Origin of the sequence: Cytobacillus sp. FSL R5-0569 (assembly GCF_038007265.1) — a bacterium.
In the GTDB taxonomy this organism is placed as follows: Bacteria; Bacillota; Bacilli; order Bacillales; family Cytobacillaceae; genus Cytobacillus; species Cytobacillus kochii.
In genome coordinates this window covers 3,333,273-3,352,002 of record NZ_JBBOWW010000001.1, presented here as the reverse complement: position 1 = coordinate 3,352,002, position 18,730 = coordinate 3,333,273, and the positions used below count along the sequence as shown (strand labels likewise).

Annotated in this window: 18 protein-coding genes; 15 read left to right on the top strand and 3 right to left on the bottom strand. The window is 36.6% G+C overall.

The window, feature by feature from the left end; genetic code table 11:
- Positions 1 to 5 precede the first annotated feature (5 nt).
- The 5 genes from rpmA (at position 6) to pheA (ending at position 4,200) form a co-directional block, all read left to right on the top strand.
- Complete coding sequence (gene rpmA / locus MKX78_RS17020; RefSeq protein ID WP_009333115.1) at positions 6 to 299, top strand: 50S ribosomal protein L27; 294 nt, start codon at positions 6 to 8, stop codon at positions 297 to 299.
- A 266-nt stretch (positions 300 to 565) separates the two neighbouring features.
- A complete protein-coding gene (locus MKX78_RS17015; RefSeq protein ID WP_095372411.1) occupies positions 566 to 1,108 on the top strand; it encodes a sporulation initiation phosphotransferase B in 543 nt (180 codons plus the stop codon).
- A gap of 110 nt (positions 1,109 to 1,218) precedes the next feature.
- On the top strand, positions 1,219 to 2,508 hold the full coding sequence (gene obgE, locus MKX78_RS17010) for a GTPase ObgE (protein ID WP_095372412.1): 1,290 nt from the start codon (positions 1,219 to 1,221) through the stop codon (positions 2,506 to 2,508).
- A gap of 25 nt (positions 2,509 to 2,533) precedes the next feature.
- Complete coding sequence (locus MKX78_RS17005; RefSeq protein ID WP_095372413.1) at positions 2,534 to 2,989, top strand: ACT domain-containing protein; 456 nt, start codon at positions 2,534 to 2,536, stop codon at positions 2,987 to 2,989.
- Between the two features lie 341 nt (positions 2,990 to 3,330).
- Positions 3,331 to 4,200 carry a prephenate dehydratase gene (pheA, locus tag MKX78_RS17000; RefSeq protein ID WP_307312752.1) on the top strand — a complete coding sequence of 290 codons (870 nt, stop codon included), beginning with the start codon at positions 3,331 to 3,333 and terminating at the stop codon, positions 4,198 to 4,200.
- Between the two features lie 63 nt (positions 4,201 to 4,263).
- On the opposite strand, the gene MKX78_RS16995 is transcribed toward pheA, so the two are convergent.
- Entirely contained in the window at positions 4,264 to 4,809 is a 546-nt protein-coding gene (locus MKX78_RS16995) for a transcription repressor NadR (protein ID WP_095372415.1), read from the bottom strand.
- A gap of 64 nt (positions 4,810 to 4,873) precedes the next feature.
- Positions 4,874 to 5,998, bottom strand: coding sequence for an IscS subfamily cysteine desulfurase (locus MKX78_RS16990; RefSeq protein ID WP_341051674.1), 1,125 nt, complete (start codon positions 5,996 to 5,998; stop codon positions 4,874 to 4,876).
- Between the two features lie 213 nt (positions 5,999 to 6,211).
- Between MKX78_RS16990 and nadB the strand changes: the two genes are divergently transcribed.
- From nadB to MKX78_RS16950, 8 genes are all read left to right on the top strand, one after another.
- On the top strand, positions 6,212 to 7,783 hold the full coding sequence (gene nadB, locus MKX78_RS16985) for an L-aspartate oxidase (RefSeq protein ID WP_307312755.1): 1,572 nt from the start codon (positions 6,212 to 6,214) through the stop codon (positions 7,781 to 7,783).
- Positions 7,737 to 8,600, top strand: a complete 864-nt coding sequence (nadC, locus tag MKX78_RS16980) for a carboxylating nicotinate-nucleotide diphosphorylase (protein WP_322909632.1) — start codon at positions 7,737 to 7,739, stop codon at positions 8,598 to 8,600. Before nadB ends, nadC begins: the two co-directional genes overlap by 47 nt.
- Positions 8,587 to 9,690 carry a quinolinate synthase NadA gene (gene nadA / locus MKX78_RS16975; protein WP_322909631.1) on the top strand — a complete coding sequence of 368 codons (1,104 nt, stop codon included), beginning with the start codon at positions 8,587 to 8,589 and terminating at the stop codon, positions 9,688 to 9,690. Before nadC ends, nadA begins: the two co-directional genes overlap by 14 nt.
- Positions 9,691 to 10,046: 356 nt before the next feature.
- Positions 10,047 to 11,693, top strand: a complete 1,647-nt coding sequence (safA, locus tag MKX78_RS16970) for a SafA/ExsA family spore coat assembly protein (protein ID WP_341051670.1) — start codon at positions 10,047 to 10,049, stop codon at positions 11,691 to 11,693.
- A complete protein-coding gene (locus tag MKX78_RS16965; protein WP_095372421.1) occupies positions 11,668 to 12,654 on the top strand; it encodes a phosphotransferase in 987 nt (328 codons plus the stop codon). The genes safA and MKX78_RS16965 overlap by 26 nt, the downstream gene beginning before the upstream one ends.
- Positions 12,655 to 12,739: 85 nt before the next feature.
- Positions 12,740 to 13,375, top strand: coding sequence for a YhcN/YlaJ family sporulation lipoprotein (locus MKX78_RS16960; protein ID WP_095372422.1), 636 nt, complete (start codon positions 12,740 to 12,742; stop codon positions 13,373 to 13,375).
- A gap of 202 nt (positions 13,376 to 13,577) precedes the next feature.
- Positions 13,578 to 14,096, top strand: coding sequence for an intercompartmental signaling factor BofC (locus tag MKX78_RS16955; RefSeq protein ID WP_095372423.1), 519 nt, complete (start codon positions 13,578 to 13,580; stop codon positions 14,094 to 14,096).
- Between the two features lie 200 nt (positions 14,097 to 14,296).
- Positions 14,297 to 14,860 (top strand): tyrosine-type recombinase/integrase, encoded by a 564-nt coding sequence (locus MKX78_RS16950; protein WP_095372424.1) that lies wholly within the window; start codon positions 14,297 to 14,299, stop codon positions 14,858 to 14,860.
- A 46-nt stretch (positions 14,861 to 14,906) separates the two neighbouring features.
- Here the strand turns inward: MKX78_RS16950 and MKX78_RS16945 are convergent, their stop codons facing one another.
- The gene (locus tag MKX78_RS16945) at positions 14,907 to 15,596 is read right to left on the bottom strand and encodes a universal stress protein (protein ID WP_095372425.1); all 690 of its coding nucleotides are present in this window, start codon (positions 15,594 to 15,596) and stop codon (positions 14,907 to 14,909) included.
- Positions 15,597 to 15,890: 294 nt separating this feature from the next.
- Here MKX78_RS16945 and MKX78_RS16940 point away from each other — a divergent pair, with 294 nt between their 5' ends.
- Both MKX78_RS16940 and MKX78_RS16935 read left to right on the top strand, forming a co-directional pair.
- Positions 15,891 to 18,305, top strand: coding sequence for a Na+/H+ antiporter subunit A (locus tag MKX78_RS16940; protein WP_341051668.1), 2,415 nt, complete (start codon positions 15,891 to 15,893; stop codon positions 18,303 to 18,305).
- Positions 18,305 to 18,730: a Na(+)/H(+) antiporter subunit B gene (locus MKX78_RS16935; protein ID WP_095372426.1), complete on the top strand. Its 426-nt coding sequence runs from the start codon at positions 18,305 to 18,307 to the stop codon at positions 18,728 to 18,730. The genes MKX78_RS16940 and MKX78_RS16935 overlap by 1 nt, the downstream gene beginning before the upstream one ends.

The window sequence follows — 18,730 nt, the reverse complement described above, 5'->3', positions numbered from 1 at the left end:
ATTTCATGCTATTAAAATTAGATCTTCAGTTATTCGCATCTAAAAAAGGAGTAGGTTCTACAAAGAACGGACGTGACTCAATCTCTAAACGCTTAGGTGCTAAGCGTGCAGATGGTCAATTCGTTACTGGTGGTTCTATTCTTTACCGTCAACGCGGTACGAAAATTTACCCAGGTGTAAACGTGGGTAAAGGTGGAGACGATACTCTTTTCGCGAAAGTGGACGGAGTTGTAAAATTTGAGCGTCTTGGACGTGACCGTAAGCAAGTTAGCGTATACCCTGCAGCTCAAGAAGCATAAGATTGAGTGGAGAACTCTAACCATTAATGGTTAGAGTTCTCTTCATGTCATTCATCCCACATATATCTCCTCAAACTGTCCTCTTTTGATAAAAGTCCGCTACTTTTTATGCATTTCTATTGATGGAACCTTAAATATAGGGGCAGATTTAAAAATTCTTACCTTTCTTTTTGCTAAGATACATACGGCTATGGTTTTTTTTTGTTATACTAACACCATATCAATGTAATGGCTGAGGACCATAAAAGAAGATGTAGGAGTCAATTATGGAAAAAGATTGGGATATTGTTGAAGTGCTACGTCATGCAAGGCATGATTGGTTAAATAAAATACAACTAATTAAAGGCAATTTAAGCTTAAATAAGGTGGAACGGGCAAAAGAAATTATTGATGAAATTGTTGTGGAGGCGCAACAAGAGGCAAAGTTATCAAACCTACAAATGCCTCAATTTGCTTCACTTTTATTTACGTACAATTGGCGAAATCCAAAATTTCAATTAGAGTATGACGTTTATGAAGTATTCAAATGTGATCAACTGGATGATAAAAGTTTAACTGATTGGACAAGATCTTTTTTCTCTTGCTTAAATGATGCTGTACAGCCATTTGCTGATAATCATTTATCTATATCAATTAATCCAGAAAAGCAGGGTGTCCGTTTCTTTTTTGATTTTAGTGGAACAATTACTTATATGCAGCAGATTCGCTTATTTTTACTAGAGCAATCAACAAGTATGGGGCTTACAGTGAGACGCTTAACAGAAGATGAAATATCATTTGATTTCTTTGTTCTTTTTGAAGAGAAGTAAAATGGATTTATTTAATAGTAAAAAGCTAGTCAGTAAAAGATATTATAAACAGCGAGAGTCAAGGGTGTTCATATTCATGTGCATCTTTTGAATAGGAGGAAGTAGATCTTATGTTTGTCGATCAGGTCAAGGTGTATGTAAAAGGTGGCGACGGTGGGAACGGAATGGTAGCCTTTCGTCGTGAAAAATATGTTCCTAAAGGCGGTCCAGCTGGTGGGGACGGTGGTAAGGGCGCGAATGTTGTCTTTATTGTTGAAGAAGGTTTAAGAACGTTAATGGATTTTAGATATAAACGACATTTCAAAGCGGAACGTGGTGAGCATGGAATGTCTAAAAATCAGCATGGCAGAAATTCGAAGGACATGATTATAAAAGTACCGCCGGGAACTGTGGTTACAGATGCTGAGACTGGTGAAGTAATTGCGGATTTAACTGAGCATGGCCAACAGGCAATTATAGCAAAAGGTGGCCGTGGAGGTCGTGGAAATTCACGGTTCGCTACACCTGCCAATCCTGCACCGGAATTATCAGAACATGGAGAGCCAGGTCAAGAGAGAGAAGTTATGCTTGAGTTGAAATTGCTTGCAGATGTAGGGCTAGTTGGATTCCCAAGTGTTGGTAAGTCGACTTTACTTTCTGTCGTTTCTGCTGCTAGGCCGAAAATTGGCGCGTATCATTTTACGACAATCGTTCCTAATTTGGGTATGGTAGAAACAGAAGATAATCGTAGTTTTGTCATGGCTGATTTACCTGGGTTAATTGAAGGTGCTCATTCTGGAGTGGGCCTGGGACATCAATTTTTAAGACATATTGAACGTACACGAGTAATTGTTCATGTGATTGATATGTCAGGAATGGAAGGCAGAGATCCTTACGAAGATTATGTGACGATCAATAATGAATTACAGGAATATAATTTACGTTTAACAGAACGTCCACAAATTATTGTAGCTAACAAGATGGACATGCCTGATGCAGAAGAACACTTAGCGGCATTTAAGGAGCAGCTTGAAGAAGAGTATCCAATTTTCCCGATCTCTGCAGTTACAAGGTCTGGATTACGTGAGCTACTATTTGCGATTGCAGATAAGGTAGAAGAAACACCAGAATTCCCACTTGAACATGAAGAAGAGGATACAGGAGTTCACCGTGTACTTTATAAACATGAAGCAGATCAAGTAGAATTTACGATTACAAGAGATTCAGCTGGTGACTTTATTGTGTCTGGTGATGCAGTTGAGAAATTATTTAAGATGACTGATTTTAGCAGAGATGAATCGGTTAGACGTTTCGCCCGTCAATTAAGAGGGATGGGTGTAGATGAAGCATTACGCGAAAAAGGTGCAAAAGACGGGGATATCGTCAAGTTATTAGATTATGAATTTGAATTTATTGACTAACCTTAAAATATCAATGAGGTGAAAGATGAAACAGGATAAATTAGATAAAAAATTCTTCCTTGTCCGAGAAGATGTATTGCCTGAGGCTATGAAAAAGACTTTGGATGCAAAAGAAATGATTGAAAGGGGAAAAGCAGAATCTGTCTGGGACGCTGTCCATAAAGTAGATTTGAGTCGCAGCGCATTTTATAAATATCGCGATACTGTTTTTCCTTTTCATACAATCGTGAAGGAAAGAATTATTACATTGTTTTTTCATTTGGAGGATCGTTCGGGCACATTGTCACAATTATTAAGTATTGTGGCTGGATCAGGTTGTAACGTATTAACCATCCATCAAACCATTCCGATTTTAGGTCGTGCCAATGTCACCTTGTCACTAAATGTTGCTGATATGGCGGTAGGAATCGATCATTTATTATCCGATTTAAGGAAACTAGAATTTGTAGATAAAGTAGAAGTATTAAGTTCAGGCGCATGAGTTAAAACTCTTGCGTCTTATTCATTTTAAAAAAGAGGGTTATTATACCTAAAATGAATCACTCAAACAGCTTAGTAAAATAAAATGGTGAAGTTTCAAACATACATGTAGAAACGAGTCAGGGGCAATGAAATAATAGGCAAGTCAAACCGTATTTGTTTACTCATCGACAGCTCATATAAACTATCTCGATTTTAATAAGAAAGATATCTTATAAAAAAAGATAAAAACCTCTTTTACATCCATAAACTAAAGTGTTAAAGTATAGTATAATGAGTTTTTTCATAATTCAAATTTGTTGTGGCTACATAGAATGAAGCTACTGATGAAAGGTGTTCACAATGAAAAAAATAGGCTTCTTAGGACCAGTTGCTACTTTTACAGATATAGCCGTTCGCGGCTTATTTCCAGAAGATAGAGCAATTCCACAAGCAACCATTCCTGCTTGTTTAGATTCTTTAGCAAATGATGAAATTGATTTAGCTGTTGTACCAATTGAAAATGCATTAGAAGGATCAGTTAATATTACTTTAGATTATTTAGTTCATGAGGCACTTTACCCAATTGTGGGTGAAATGACCATCCCTATTAGACAACATTTACTTATTCATCCTAGCCAAAAACTAGAAGATATTCAAACGGTATATAGCCATTCTCATGCGATTGCTCAATGCCATCGCTTCCTACATTCGACTTTAAAAGCTGTTGAACTTGTTAATATGACATCAACGGCTGCAGCTGCAAAATATGTAAGTGACCATCCTGACGAAAAGGTTGCTGCAATAGCCAATGCTTTAGCAGCAGAAGAATATCAATTAACCATTGCTCACCAAGATATTCATGATTATTCACATAATCATACACGGTTTATTGTAGTGGCAAAGCAAGATTGTCACCTCAAGACAGCGCAGAAGTCAAAAGGATATAAGACAACTGTTATGGTCTCGTTACCTGATGATCGTGCTGGAGCGCTTCACCAAGTGCTATCCGCCTTTTCATGGAGAAATTTAAATTTATCAAAAATCGAGTCAAGACCAATGAAAACAGGATTAGGGAATTATTTCTTTATTATTGATATCGACCAGAAAATAGATGATGTCCTTATTCCGGGCGTAAAGGCGGAATTAGAGGCATTAGGTTGCAAAGTGCAAATTTTAGGTAGTTATCCTTCATATCAACTCGGGAAAATAGAAGAATTGACTCATAAATAACAAAAAAGAAAGTAGAGTACATGCTCTACTTTCTTTTTATAAAGTACCATTTCCTAGCAAGTATTATGTATCTATTTCGATAAGAAATCCTGATTTTTTCAATGCCTCTTCTGCTTCGTCAAGCTTTGCTTCACTGCTGCTCGTAATCGTGTGTAAATGAATCCCACCTGTTAATTCTGATAAATAACTAGATTGAGTAGAATGAATTTTCTTCATAAACTGTTTTACTTCTTTGCGGTCAGAAACCATAATAGATGCTGTCAAATCACCATATACTGGATGCTCGATTGTGACATCTTTTACGGTGACCCCATGATCAACAAGTAAGTTTAACTCTTCTTCAGTTTGTTCAGGTGAATGGTTACTAGCTATTGTTCTTGTAGCTACCGGATGTGGTGAAGTATGATTTAACCTTAAGTATCCTTGACTTGTGGCAATAATTGGTTCGCTTCTTGCTTTTAACAGTGTAATATCACCAACGATTACTTGTCTGCTTACATGGTACTTTGCTGCTAGTTCACTACCTGTAATAGGCTCTTCACTTTCCTTCAATAATTGTAGTAGTTTCATCCGTCTGTCTTCTCCAAGCACCTTTTTTTGTTCGCTCATTCTTAATCCCCTCTACTATAACCATAATCAATAATTTTACCATAGGAAACCAGTATAAATAAAGTTATCCCATGCTTTCCTTTATTGTTGCTAGCAATTCGGCAAGTGCGATTAATTGTTCTTTCGAGGTTTCTGTTCCAGTAGATATTCTGAAAAATTCTTTCGCCGCTTTTCCATTAACACCGATGGCAGACATAGCTGAGGATGGCAATTGCGCATTGGTCGCACAAGCACTACCAGTAGCAATGCAAAAGCCTTTTCGGTTCGCTTCTAACATCACATACATTCCCTCAATTCCAGGTATTCGCATCCCTATAGTAGATGGGATTTGTCTTTCTTTTGGTGCCTCATAAATAATAGAGTCAAAATGGACACAATGAGTGATGAAAGCTTGGCGAAGGATTTGTGCGTGCGTTCTTGTTTGTTTCCATGTTCTCATACTTTCATCTGCAGCTATTGTCATAGCGACTATAGCTGGTAGATTGACTGTACCTGGCCTCAATCCCTTTTCATGTGAAGTATTTGGTAGTAAGCCACGAATGGGATGTGCAGGATGTATATAGGCTAAACCGGCTCCTTTTGGTCCGTAAAATTTATGGGCAGATATTGCAAGACTATCAACGACTTGGCTCACAGGAGTGATATCTACTTTCGTAAAGGAATGGACACAGTCACAATGAAGGTAGATTTGATGAATTTTACATAATGCGCTTATTTCCTCGATTGGTTGGATTGAACCAAGTTCACTATTGGCATGTTGAATAATAGCAAGAATGGTATCTGGCCTAATAGCGGCCGCGAATTGTTTAGAATCAATTTGACCATTATGATCAAATGGTAGATAAGTCACCTCATAACCATTATCTTCAAGTATAGATAAAAAGTTAGAAATAGAAGAATGCTCAGCTAATGTGGTAATAATATGTCCTTTTGTATTCGTTAAGGTTAAAAGAGATCGGATACAAATAAGGTTACTTTCCGTCCCTCCACTCGTAAAATAAATTCCACTACTCGGTACATGTAGAAAAGAAGCTAGCGTCAAACGGCATTGTTCCAGTAAATCATGTGCCCGACTGCCTATATCATGAAAGCTTTCTGTGTTTCCATAAAATTCAGTAGCAGTTCTTACATATGCATCAGCCGCTTCTTTTGATAAGGGGCAAGTGGCGGCATAGTCTAAGTAAATCATAAATGGCTTCATTCCTTTGTTTTTGAATAGAAGGGGATGTATGAAGGTCTTATCCATCATCATCTGTATTCATTTCTAGGCTTTAACCTAATTATTACAAGTAGGGAAATAAATATTGTTAAAAACTCTTGTCATCAGTTTAAATCTGTGTAAATATAAGTGTCAAGACATATGTTAATTTTACCTGTATAGTTTACTGTCAGGAGGATCACAATGAAAAGTTTAGATGTGGTTATTATTGGGAGTGGTGTAGCTGCTCTTCAATTAGCACAAAAAATTCGTAATGATTTGCATGTGATAATTATCACAAAGTCAGATATGAGAAGTAGTAATTCTTATTTAGCACAAGGAGGGGTTGCTGCTTCGCTCAGTAAAGAGGATGATTGGGCCCTCCATTTACAAGATACTTTGAATGCTGGATGCTATCACAATGAGGAACGGGTTGTGGAAGCTTTAACAAAGGAGGCACCTGATTTAATTCATGAGTTAAGTGCACTAGGCTTTCCATTTGATGAGAATACAAACGGGGAATTATCACTTGGGTTAGAAGGAGCGCATTGTAAAAAAAGAATTGTGCATAGTGGCGGCGATGCGACGGGGAAGCATCTTGTTGATTTTATGATCAGTCAATTACCTAAACATATTGAAGTAATAACAAATGCATTTGTTTATGAGCTTCTCGTTAAACGAAAAATTTGCTATGGCGTAAAAGTGAAAAAAAAAGACGAAACCCATATCATTTTCGCCAAACATGTGGTTTTAGCAACTGGTGGGTGTGGTCAGTTGTTTCAATATACATCTAATAGCCCTGTTGTTACCGGTGATGGTTTAGCTCTTGCACATCGGGCAGGGGCTATATTAACGGATCTTGAATTTATTCAATTCCATCCGACTTTATTATACGTGGGTGGTGAAACGAAAGGTCTTATTTCTGAAGCTGTTCGTGGGGAAGGTGGCGTTTTAGTTGATGAACAAGGAATTTCGATAATGAAGGGAGTTCACCCACTTGAGGATTTGGCTCCGAGGCATATTGTCGCTCAAGAAATTTATCAAACTATGAAGCAAGGGAGAAAAGTTTATTTAAATATCCAGCAGGTGGCACGATTTACTACTCGATTTCCGACTATTAGTAAATTATGTGAAGCTAATGGTGTTAATCTTGAAGATCAATTAATACCAGTTTCGCCTGGTGCCCACTTTCTTATGGGTGGGGTCAAGACGAATGATAGTGGCGAAACAAGTATTGCTCATCTTTATGCAATGGGGGAAGTGGCAAGGACGGGCGTGCATGGAGCAAATCGTTTAGCTAGTAACTCTCTTTTAGAAGGTTTGTATTTTGGTAAAAAAGTAGCTCAGCAAATAAATAAGAGTAAGGATCATGACGTAGGTAAAAGAAGCGATTATCGTTTTGAAATTAAGAAAGAGAATATCCAAGGAAGATTACCTGCAAAAGAAGATATTCAAAACCGAATGATGGAATATGTTGGCATAGTAAGGAATAAGGCCAACTTACAAGATCAGTTACGTTATCTCAATCATTTTCATCTCCCACAATCATTAGATTATCTATCACAAGAGGAGATTGAAATCGTTTTTATGATGGAAATATCAAAATGCATTACGAAATCAGCCCTTAAACGGAATGAAAGTAGAGGTGGACATTTTCGTGAGGACTTTCCAATTGAAATGGAAGAATGGATGAAAAAAGAAATTAAGCATGAAAAGAAAGGTGATCATGATGAATACATTGAAACTTCGCAAACAATTAGAGCATTACTTCATTGAAGATATTGGTGAAAGAGATGTAACGACAGAATTGATCTTTGGAGAACACGAAAGAGGTGCAATTACTTTTCTAGCGAAGGATACAGGTGTGTTTTGCGGTAGAGAGATCATAACGACAGGCTTTCCTTTGTTATCTAATGAATGCCATTTTGAATTCTTCAAACAGGAAGGTGAGTGGTTTAATCAAGGGGAAGTCTTACTTAAAGTATATGGGCCAATCTCAGCACTTTTAAAAGGAGAGCGTGTAATTTTGAATTTAGTGCAACGAATGTGTGCAATCGCAACGAAAACAAAGAAAGCGGTTGATTTATTAAATAGCACACATACACGTATTGTCGATACAAGAAAAACAACACCTGGATTAAGAATGCTTGAGAAATATGCAGTTCGAACAGGTGGTGGTTATAATCACCGCTACGGATTATATGATGCGGTCATGATTAAAGATAATCATATAAGCTTTGCAGGCTCGATAAGTAAAGCAGTAGAAAGTGTGAAGTCAAAGATTGGACATATGGTTAAGATAGAGGTCGAAATTGAGAGTATAGCGCAATTGAATGAAGCGATTACTGCTGGCGCAGATGTCATTATGTTTGATAATCGTACACCTAATGAAATAAAAGATTGGTTAACTTATGTGCCGAAAGGTGTTATAACCGAGGCATCAGGAGGTATCCGTTTAGAGGAACTTCATAAGTATGGACAAACAGGTGTTGACTATATTTCGATTGGTGCTTTAACACATTCAGTTGCCGCACTTGATATTAGTGTGAGAATGTCTATGATAGAGAAGGAGAAGCGAAATGAATCTATTTGACACGATTGAAAAACAAACGATACTACCAGAAAAATATCGTTCTTTATCTAATGGGCAGTTAGAAAATATTGTGCGTCGCGTGAAGGGTACCTTTGGAGACAAGTTGTATATTCCAGGCCACCATTATCAAAAAGATGAAGTGATACAATTTGCTGATAGTACAGGTGATTCATTAAAATTAGCACAATTTTGTGCGCAGAATACCCGAGCTGAGTTTATCGTGTTTTGCGGTGTACATTTTATGGCAGAAACAGCCGATATCTTAACAACTAAAAATCAAAAAGTCTATTTACCAGATATGAGAGCGGGCTGTTCAATGGCTGATATGGCTAATATCCATCAAACAGAAAGAGGATGGGAGCTATTAACCGAGCGATTTGGGGAGACCATTTTACCGCTTACTTATGTAAATTCAACAGCTGCCATTAAATCATTTGTGGGTGAACATGGTGGAGCGACCGTTACTTCTTCCAATGCAGTAGAAGTGGTAAAATGGGCGCTCCAACAAAAGGAAAGGATTTTGTTCTTGCCGGATCAGCATCTTGGCAGAAATACAGCCTATAAGTTAGGTATTGCTTTAGATGAAATGGCAGTCTGGGATCCGATTCAACATAGATTAGAATTTGATGGAGGAAATGAGCAGATCAAAGTGATTTTATGGAAAGGTCATTGCTCAGTGCATGAGAATTTTACAGTGAGGAACATCGAAGATATACGAAAAAACAGACCAGAAATGAAAATCATTGTTCATCCTGAGTGTAGAAGAGAAGTTGTTGAGCGGTCTGATATGGATGGTTCTACCAATGATATTATTCAGGCAATCGAAAAGAGTAAGCCAGGTTCTCAGTGGGCAATTGGCACTGAAATGAACTTAGTAAATCGTCTCATTCAATCACATCCAGATAAACAGATTGTTTCATTAAATCCACATATGTGTCCATGTATGACAATGAATCGCATTGATTTAATGCATTTGGCATGGAATTTAGAAATGTTGGAGAAAGGTGAGCCCATAAATCAAATCAAGGTTGATGATCAAATCGCTGCAGGAGCAAAACAAGCTTTAGCACGCATGTTGGTAATAAAATAAATTGAAATAAGGCTACCTTTCATTAGGTAGTTTTTTTTATGGGTGAATCAAAAAATGTTGCTGTGGACAAAAAATCATTTTCATAAGTCTGTTCAGAATTTTTATTAAAAAAATCCTTTTTTTGTGCTTTCCTTTAATGTTTATCATAATTTTCATGATTTCTGCATAAGTTTTTTTGAAGATTATTAGCAATTTGCCCATTCCTTCATAGAATATATGGACTCGTCGAGAAGTAGGTATGAGCCCGCACGTATTTATAGGTGTTAGGCAGCTACTTTTTATCCCGATTCGTTATAATCATTGATGGTATAAAGCTCTCATCAATGAAAGTTTGTTTTGTATAGGAGGGAACCAGCGTGAAAATCCATATCGTTCAAAAGGGTGATACCCTATGGAAGATTGCGAAGAAGTACGGCGTGAATTTCGAAGAGCTTAAAAAGATGAATACTCAGTTAAGTAACCCTGATATGATTATGCCGGGTATGAAAATTAAAGTACCAGGAGCAGGTGGGATGATTAAGAAGGAAGCACCCCTATCAGGAACAAAGATTAACGTAGGCTCTAAAAAAGAAATGCCAAAAGAGATGCCGAAAGAACAGGTAAAGAAGGAAGAAGTAAAGAAAGAAGCAGTAAAAAAAGAAGTGAAAAAACCGTATAAACCTAAAATGCCTAAACAAATCCTGCCGGATATCGATATAAACAACTACTATATGATGAATTTCGAAACACAAAAGCCGTTAAAACCTGTTCAAGAGCAAAAACCTTTAAAACCTGTTCAAGAACAAAAGCCGTTAAAGCCTGTTCAAGAACAAAAGCCGTTAAAACCTGTTCAAGAGCAAAAGCCGTTAAAACCTGTTCAAGAGCAAAAGCCGTTAAAGCCTGTTCAAGAGCAAAAGCCATTAAAACCTGTTCAAGAACAAAAGCCATTAAAGCCTGTTCAAGAACAAAAGCCATTAAAACCTATGCCGCAATTACCACCAAAACCAACCAATATCTTACCTAAGTCGACTGAGGCATCACAATCTCCTTCTATTAAAGGGAAGGAGCAAATCCAAGGAGGTTATGATCAACTTATGTATCCTTATAACCCTAATATGTTCCAACCTGGCATGCAACAGCCTTACTATCCTCAAAATCAAGGTGCTTACAACCCCTATCAGCAACAAGGTATGGTAGCGGGTGTAGAGAGTCCGAATTATCATGAAGAAAGTTCTTCATATATGTCACCATATCAAAATCAACAACAGGCACAACTGTCGCCACAAGTAGGAGGTATGTACGATCAGCAAGCACAACTTCCGCCACAAGTAGGAGGTATGTACGATCAGCAAGCGCAGCTCCCGCCGCAAGTAGGAGGTATGTACGATCAGCAAGCACAGCTCCCGCCACAAGTAGGAGGTATGTACGATCAGCAAGCACAGCTCCCGCCGCAAGTAGGAGGTATGTACGATCAACAAGCGCAGCTCCCTCCACAAGTGGGCGGTGCTTATGATCAACAAGCACAGCTCCCGCCGCAAGTGAGTGGTGCCTATGATCAACAAGCACAGCTTCCACCACAAGTAGGAGGAGCGTTTGATCAGCAATTACCGCTACAACCGACTTATATGATGCCGGCGATGCAGCAGCCTTGCTATCCATGCCCGCCACCATGTCCACCGCCATGCCCGCCACATCATATGATGCATCATCATGGTGTAATGCCGTTCTATCCACAGGTGCAAGGTGTGAGTGAGTCAGGAGAACAATTACCGTTAAGTCCAAGTCAAAGCCAGATGCCGTTAAGTCCTAGCCACAGTCAAATGCCAATGCCTCCAACTGTAGCAGGAACACAAGATTGTGGGTGTGGTGGCCCTCAATATCAAGCACCGATGAATCAGGGTTTTGGCTATCCTTATAGTCCGATGCCGCACCATGGTTCCCCATATGGCTATGCACCAATGGGTGGCGCACAACCGTTTGGAATGCCAAGAGGCTATGATGAAAGCAGTGACTTCGAAGGATAATGTTAAAGGAGACGATCATCATAATCGTCTCCTCTCCTATTTACAAAAGCAAATACCATGGACCATATTAGAAATTAATCAAATCAGGCAAAATGTTTTTAAAGTAGAAACAAACCACACACCATTTATATTAAAAGGGTTTCGTTCTTATCATAAGTTTAAACTTCAAGAAACATTTACCTCTTCATTAATAAAGGAGGGGTTTGTTCATACTTATTCCTTTCTTCCTTTAGCAAAGGATCCACCGTTATTTTTCGATGGAATTTATTTTGGATGCTTATTTTATATCCTCCCTTCTGAACAGCCTTTTACTTACCAAAACGAAACCAACCGTAAAGAAGGGTTAGATCTCATTGACAAATTTCATCATGTCTCAAAAAAATTAAAGGATCGTTATGTTACATTATTGTCCCCCCACCACCAGCGAGATAAATGGAGAATTCGGACTGTGCAATTCAAAAAAAATGAAAGTATTTTAAAGTATTTTATACCAAAAGAGATAATGGCTGAATATTTAGCATGGGCAGATTGGTCTTTATCTGGTATGGGGGGAAAAGAACAGACAATTGAAGCGAATGAAGTGATACTTCACGGTGATGTGGCTCATCATAATTTTATTCGCGATGATAGTAACCAATTATTTTTAATTGATTTTGACTTAATATCCATTGGCCAAAAGGAATATGATTATTTACAGTACGCAAACAGAATTTTGCCAACGCTTGATTGGGAGTTAAATGAAATGGAGAAGTTCCCTCAATTAAAGGAACTCACTACTAGTAACCAATCTTTGTACGCTCTCTCTTATCCAACTGATGTCTTTCGGGAGTGGAACAGGTGTATTCGAGAACGAACCTATATTTATCCAAAGAAAATGCGACCATTATTATCCTTAACCATTGATCAATTTCAGAAAAGGAAATTATTTGTGGAAGAGCTGAAAAAAAGAATAGATGGATAAATCTAATTTGTATGACTGCCCCTTGTTTTTTGCAAAATAGTAAAGAGATGAAAAATCTCCAATATTACCAGTGGGGGTATGTTAAATGCAAAAGAAGATTCTATTTGTCCCTTTTGCTGTTGTGATGTCGATGAGTTTAGCTGCCTGTGGTACGAATAACGATGCGAGTGAGACGACAGATGAGAACCGGAATCGGACGGTACCTATGGGTTATTATACGAATGAACAGCATAATCAAAAATCGAAATTTAAGCTATTAAATGATGATGATGGTGCAGTAACAGAGTGGATGGATCATTCTCTAGGAGATGAAACGGATACAACAAGAGATGGGAAATTCAGCAAAACAGATGTCAATTATAATGGCCATATTGAGTATAATCATGTACCGCGGTCTAACTATTATCAATCTTATGAAGGAGAATTAATTGAAAAAGTTATCCATGATGCAGAAGAAGTAGAGCAAGTAAAAGAAGCGAGAGCGGCTGAGCATGACGGGAAGATAGTAATTGCTTTAAGACTAAATAAAGATGCGGATGAAAAGCAAGTTGAACAAGAGGTTTTTTCAAAGGTAAAATCCTTTGTTGGAGAGAGAAAAGTGAGAATTGTTACGAACGAAAGTCAATTCTTTCGCCTAAATACAATTGATAATGATGTAAAAGCAGGTCTCCCAATGGAAAAAATAAATGAGAATATTGATGAAATCTTTTATTCAAAGTAATCAATATAAATGAAGCACGAACAAGTTTGGAAATTAAATTTGTTCGTGCATTTTTTTTGGAGTTAGATGATTTACCTAATGTTTGTTATTTGATTTTAGTCCTATGAATAGGCTCAATCGGGAGTATGCGTATAAGGAAAAAAAAAGTGGAGAAAATATATAGTATTAAGAGGTGGATATACTTGGTGAAGGAGGGGCAATAATGAAGAAATTAAGTGCGATAACCTTAATTATCTTACTCATCACTTTTCCCTTTAGTATTCATAATAGCGTCCAAGCTGTAAGTCGTGGGAATGAAAACCAAACAATAAAAGAAATTAAACCAGAACAAATAGATATTATTTTAGAAAGAGAATATATTGATGGGGAAATTAGTCAGGAACGAGTGCGCGAAACGATATGGTCATTTGAAGATTTATGGGCAAAATACGATGAGTGGCAATTAATGGATATGAAAAAAGGAGAAATGGTTTTTCGTCAACAAGTAAATGATATTTCGCCATTATTAAAGGCAAATGGTTATTTTGGCATTACTGAAGATGGTGTACTCACCATTTTTAATGGAGAACCTAGAAAGGCACAAATTATTCAATCATTCTTTTCTATTGATTTAGGAAAGCTTGAAAGTAAAAAATGCGAGCAGTTGAAACAAGGGATTCCAATTAAGTCAAAGAATGATTACATGGAAGTTTTAAAATCTTTTAGCGGCTATTCTTTATAAATGAACTGTAGCGACCTTTTAAAGGTCGCTATTTTAAATGAGTAAAAGTTTATTTTGTCTTGGAGTGAGGAAAATCAAGAATGGTAGCAATTTTAAAAATATAAATAAATGGGCTAAACCGTATACTTACAAGTTGTAATGTAACTTAATTTTTGATAACATACAATTAAGTTACATTAAAATTTCTAGGAGGAAATCCTGTGGAGTTTGTGGATCCGATTAAGGATATAGAAGACATTAACAAAATTAAATCAGAATTAAGATTGCATTCACAAAGGGATGTACTCCTGTTTGTCTTAGGGATTAATACAGGGATAAGAGTGAGTGATTTATTATTTTTAAAGGTTAAAGATTTATGGGAGGAAGAGGGCTTAAAAGAATTTTTATATATTAAGGATGAAAAGAATGGTGATTCTCGTGCATTTTATTTAAATAACAGCATTTTGAAAGAACTAGCTTCTTATATGAAGTTATTTAAATTAAATGACAACGATTATTTATTTAAATCTAAAAAGAACAAACAACCTATTACAAGGCAACAAGCTTACCGTATCATTAACCAAGCGGCAAAAAAGGTTGGTGTACAAGGGAAAATTGGTACGCATACATTAAGAAAAACTTTTGGTTACCATGCCTATCGAAAAGGAATTGCCATTTCCATTCTAATGAACATATACAATCACAATACGCCAGCTGAAACGTTAAGGTATATTGGGATTGATAAATTCGATAAAAAGCTAATAAAAGTAGATGTCAATTTATAAAAAAAACACCTCCATATAATTGGAGGCGTTAAGAGGAAAGAAAGTATTATTTTTCATCTTCCTCGTCAAATTCAGGAGCCATATCAACGTTTTTGAAATCTTTTATGACATCATCTGTACATTCAACCTGCAGTGTTTTTTTATCTTTCATGAACTTAAACACACCATTATTAAAATCGGTACCGAGATCTTTGAAGAATATACCTTCATATTCTACATCATTAGAATATTTGAAAGTGAGTCGATAATGGTCCCCGTCCTTAATTAGATAAGCGCGAACACCTTTTTCAAAATGACCTTCTTCATCTTTTAATGATCGTGATACTGAGATAATATGCAGGTCGACAAAAGGTACTTCTCTTAATAGAGAGTTAATAATAGACCCTTTTGCAATTTGCTCCCAGCGGCTTTGAGCCGTTTGCCCAAGAATGATTTGTGTTATATTTTTTTCGCGAGCGACATCAGCAATAACTTTAGAAACAGGTCTTCTTTCATTATCTTTTAAAATGAAAGCATCAGCACTGTGCATTTCAGCTAATTGCTGCCATTTCGTAATATAATGAGACTTCTCTGCATCCATATCATCAAAAGGCTTAGGGTCAATCGTTAAAATATATAGAGGGCAATCCATCATGTTTGCAATCTTGCATCCACGCTGAATAAGTCTTTCACCATTTGGTCCATAATAGACGCATACTAAAATGCTTTCGTCCATACGTCCTTTAATTTTTTTCATGTTTTGTCACCTCGAAATAGATGTGAAATTCATAAAAATTTACATTTAATATCAATAAACTATGTATGACTATATCCTATGCGAATGAAACAGTCAATTAAAAAATGAAATTTAATGAATTCTGCCATTTTTGAAATGTGGCAAGATAGTTAGAAACATTATTTTCCCCTAATTAAAACATTAATGTAATGGATAAATTAACATAAGACAGAATAAGTATGTCACCCCATTTTTAAAAAGCTTTTTTTATTAATATTCACCTATTCACAGTCATTTCAGGAGGAGGGACTACGGTTGACGATATTGCACATCATGATTTTAATTCCATTTGTTTTTGCGATTTTTGTCCCGCTGTTATATAAATACTTCAATAAAAGATTGCATACAGGTTGGTTTGTTATTCTAATTCCTATTATTATATTCGTTTATTTGCTTCAATTAATTCCTAAAATATCCTCAGGAGCAACAATATACGAAACGATACCATGGATCCCCTCGTTTGGTATTAATTTAGATATGTATGTAGATGGATTAAGTTTGATCTTTGGATTACTAATCACGGGTATTGGTGCACTCGTTATTTTATATTCGATTTATTATTTATCAAAAGAAAAGGAAGCACTTCACAATTTTTATGTGTATCTCCTTCTTTTTATGGGAGCGATGCTAGGACTTGTATTCTCAGATAATATACTTGTTCTATATGTTTTCTGGGAATTAACGAGTATCTCATCCTTTTTATTAATTGCCTATTGGTATGAGAGAGAAAAATCCAGATATGGTGCGCAAAAATCAATGTTAATTACGATTTTTGGCGGCTTAGCGATGTTGTCTGGTTTTATTATGCTATCGATGATAACGGACACGTATAGCATTAGAGAAATGTTTGCTATGAGTGAGACAATCATTGCTCATGATTTATTCTTACCAGCAATGATATTAATTTTACTAGGTGCTTTTACAAAATCAGCACAGTTTCCTTTTAGTATTTGGTTACCTGATGCAATGGAGGCGCCTACACCAATTAGTGCTTATTTGCATTCAGCAACAATGGTTAAAGCAGGAATTTATTTAGTTGCAAGATTAACCCCCATATTTGGTGGTACAGCAGAATGGTTTTGGATTATATCAATTGTTGGATTAATTACGCTATTGTATGGTTCATTCAACGCTGTGAAACAAATTGATTTAAAAGGATTACTGGCATATTCCACCATCAGTCAATTGGGAATGATTATGAGCTTGCTTGGAATTGGATCAGCTGCCCTTTATTTCGGTTACGGAAATGAAGCTGCTGTGTATGCAGCGGCGATTACAGCAGCTATTTTTCATATGATTAATCACTCTACATTTAAAGGTGCCTTATTTATGGTAGTGGGCATCGTTGACCATGAAACTGGTACGCGTGATATTAGACGTCTAGGTGGTTTAATGACTGTTATGCCTATCACATTTACAGTTGCCTTAATTGGTTCATTTGCAATGGCAGGTCTACCACCATTTAATGGGTTTTTAAGTAAGGAAATGTTTTTTGCATCTGTTGTTAAAGTAACGGAAATGGATGTATTTAATATGGAAACATTAGGTATACTGTTTCCAATTATCGCTTGGGTTGCGAGTGTTTTTACCTTTATATACAGTATGATTCTTGTCTTTAAGACATTTAGAGGGAAATATAAACCAGATCGATTAGAGAAGAAGGCGCATGAAGCACCAATAGGCATGCTTATTTCACCTATTATCCTTGCGTCATTGGTTATTGTTATTTTCTTCTTTCCTAATGTGATTGCTGATTTATTATTAGTTCCTGCCGTATCAGCGATTCTTCCTTCTTTAATAGAAGAAGGTGTACTGAATATCCATATTTCAGCTTGGCATGGATTTTCAGCCGAATTATATATGACAATTGGCGTCGTTGTTGTAGGAACAATCATGTATCTAATGTTGAAAAAGTGGACCAAAGTTTATCGTCTATATCCACAAAATTTAACCATTAATGCACTATACAATAATAGTTTGGAAACATCGCAAAGAATAGCAGCAAGAGTGACAAATAAATATATGACGGGGTACACGCGTGATTATCTTGCTTATATATTTACATTCTTCGTGTTATTAATTGGTGGTACATTAATCATTACTAATTCTATTACGATTGATTTGACCAATGATGCCCCTGTGAACATTTTTGAGTTAGCCATTATGTTCTCCATGCTAGTAGCTGCATTTACAATACTATTAGCGAAATCAAGGTTGACTGCTATTATCTCACTAGGTGTTTTAGGTTATTTAGTATCCTTGTTCTTCGTCATTTTTAGAGCACCAGATTTAGCTTTAACTCAACTAGTAGTAGAAACGGTCACTACAGCCTTATTCTTGCTTTGCTTTTTTCATTTACCAAAATTCAAAGAGCAAACGCAAAAGCATAAAAAAGGTGTTCCATTTAAGCCATTGAATTTAATTATATCGATTGCGGTTGGTGCAGTGGTAACAGTGTTCGCGTTTTCGGCAAATGGTACACAAATATTTGAACCGATAGCAAGTTATTATGAGGATTCATATGAATTAGCAGGAGCGAAGAATATCGTAAATGCGATATTAGTTGATTTCAGGGGTATTGATACGATGTTAGAAATCTTTGTGCTATGTATTACAGCATTAAGTGTATATACACTGATTAAATTACGATTTTCAAGGAGGGAGAAATAATGAAAAAGCCTAATGATATTATTTTAAGGGCTGTAACGAATGTAGCAGTAGTCATTATTCTTACCTTTGCTGTTTACTTGTTTTTTGCTGGACATCACAATCCAGGAGGCGGATTTATTGGAGGGCTAGCTTTCGCAGCAGCTCTCACGCTCTTGTTTTTAACATATGATATTGATTCAATTAGAGTTAACTTTCCGTTTGACTTTAAAGTTTTAACAGCTGTTGGTGTGCTTATAGCGGTATTTACTGGAGTGGGAGGAATCTTATTTGATCAGCCGTTCCTATTCCAAGCTTTTGATTATTTCGACTTACCAATATTCGGGAAAACCGAATTAGCGACTGCTGTGCTCTTTGATGTAGGTGTAGCTTTAGCTGTTATTGGAACAGCAATGGTTATTATTATGACAATTAGTGAGGATCGATAA

What these genes read in the sequence shown, in the direction of transcription:
- rpmA (WP_009333115.1), top strand. Translation starts at nt 6, where the DNA reads ATGCTATTAAAATTAGATCTTCAGTTATTCGCATCTAAAAAAGGAGTA.
- MKX78_RS17015 (WP_095372411.1), top strand. Translation starts at nt 566, where the DNA reads ATGGAAAAAGATTGGGATATTGTTGAAGTGCTACGTCATGCAAGGCAT.
- obgE (WP_095372412.1), top strand. Translation starts at nt 1,219, where the DNA reads ATGTTTGTCGATCAGGTCAAGGTGTATGTAAAAGGTGGCGACGGTGGG.
- MKX78_RS17005 (WP_095372413.1), top strand. Translation starts at nt 2,534, where the DNA reads ATGAAACAGGATAAATTAGATAAAAAATTCTTCCTTGTCCGAGAAGAT.
- pheA (WP_307312752.1), top strand. Translation starts at nt 3,331, where the DNA reads ATGAAAAAAATAGGCTTCTTAGGACCAGTTGCTACTTTTACAGATATA.
- MKX78_RS16995 (WP_095372415.1), bottom strand. Translation starts at nt 4,809, where the DNA reads ATGAGCGAACAAAAAAAGGTGCTTGGAGAAGACAGACGGATGAAACTA.
- MKX78_RS16990 (WP_341051674.1), bottom strand. Translation starts at nt 5,998, where the DNA reads ATGATTTACTTAGACTATGCCGCCACTTGCCCCTTATCAAAAGAAGCG.
- nadB (WP_307312755.1), top strand. Translation starts at nt 6,212, where the DNA reads ATGAAAAGTTTAGATGTGGTTATTATTGGGAGTGGTGTAGCTGCTCTT.
- nadC (WP_322909632.1), top strand. Translation starts at nt 7,737, where the DNA reads ATGAATACATTGAAACTTCGCAAACAATTAGAGCATTACTTCATTGAA.
- nadA (WP_322909631.1), top strand. Translation starts at nt 8,587, where the DNA reads ATGAATCTATTTGACACGATTGAAAAACAAACGATACTACCAGAAAAA.
- MKX78_RS16965 (WP_095372421.1), top strand. Translation starts at nt 11,668, where the DNA reads ATGAAAGCAGTGACTTCGAAGGATAATGTTAAAGGAGACGATCATCAT.
- MKX78_RS16960 (WP_095372422.1), top strand. Translation starts at nt 12,740, where the DNA reads ATGCAAAAGAAGATTCTATTTGTCCCTTTTGCTGTTGTGATGTCGATG.
- MKX78_RS16955 (WP_095372423.1), top strand. Translation starts at nt 13,578, where the DNA reads ATGAAGAAATTAAGTGCGATAACCTTAATTATCTTACTCATCACTTTT.
- MKX78_RS16945 (WP_095372425.1), bottom strand. Translation starts at nt 15,596, where the DNA reads ATGAAAAAAATTAAAGGACGTATGGACGAAAGCATTTTAGTATGCGTC.
- MKX78_RS16935 (WP_095372426.1), top strand. Translation starts at nt 18,305, where the DNA reads ATGAAAAAGCCTAATGATATTATTTTAAGGGCTGTAACGAATGTAGCA.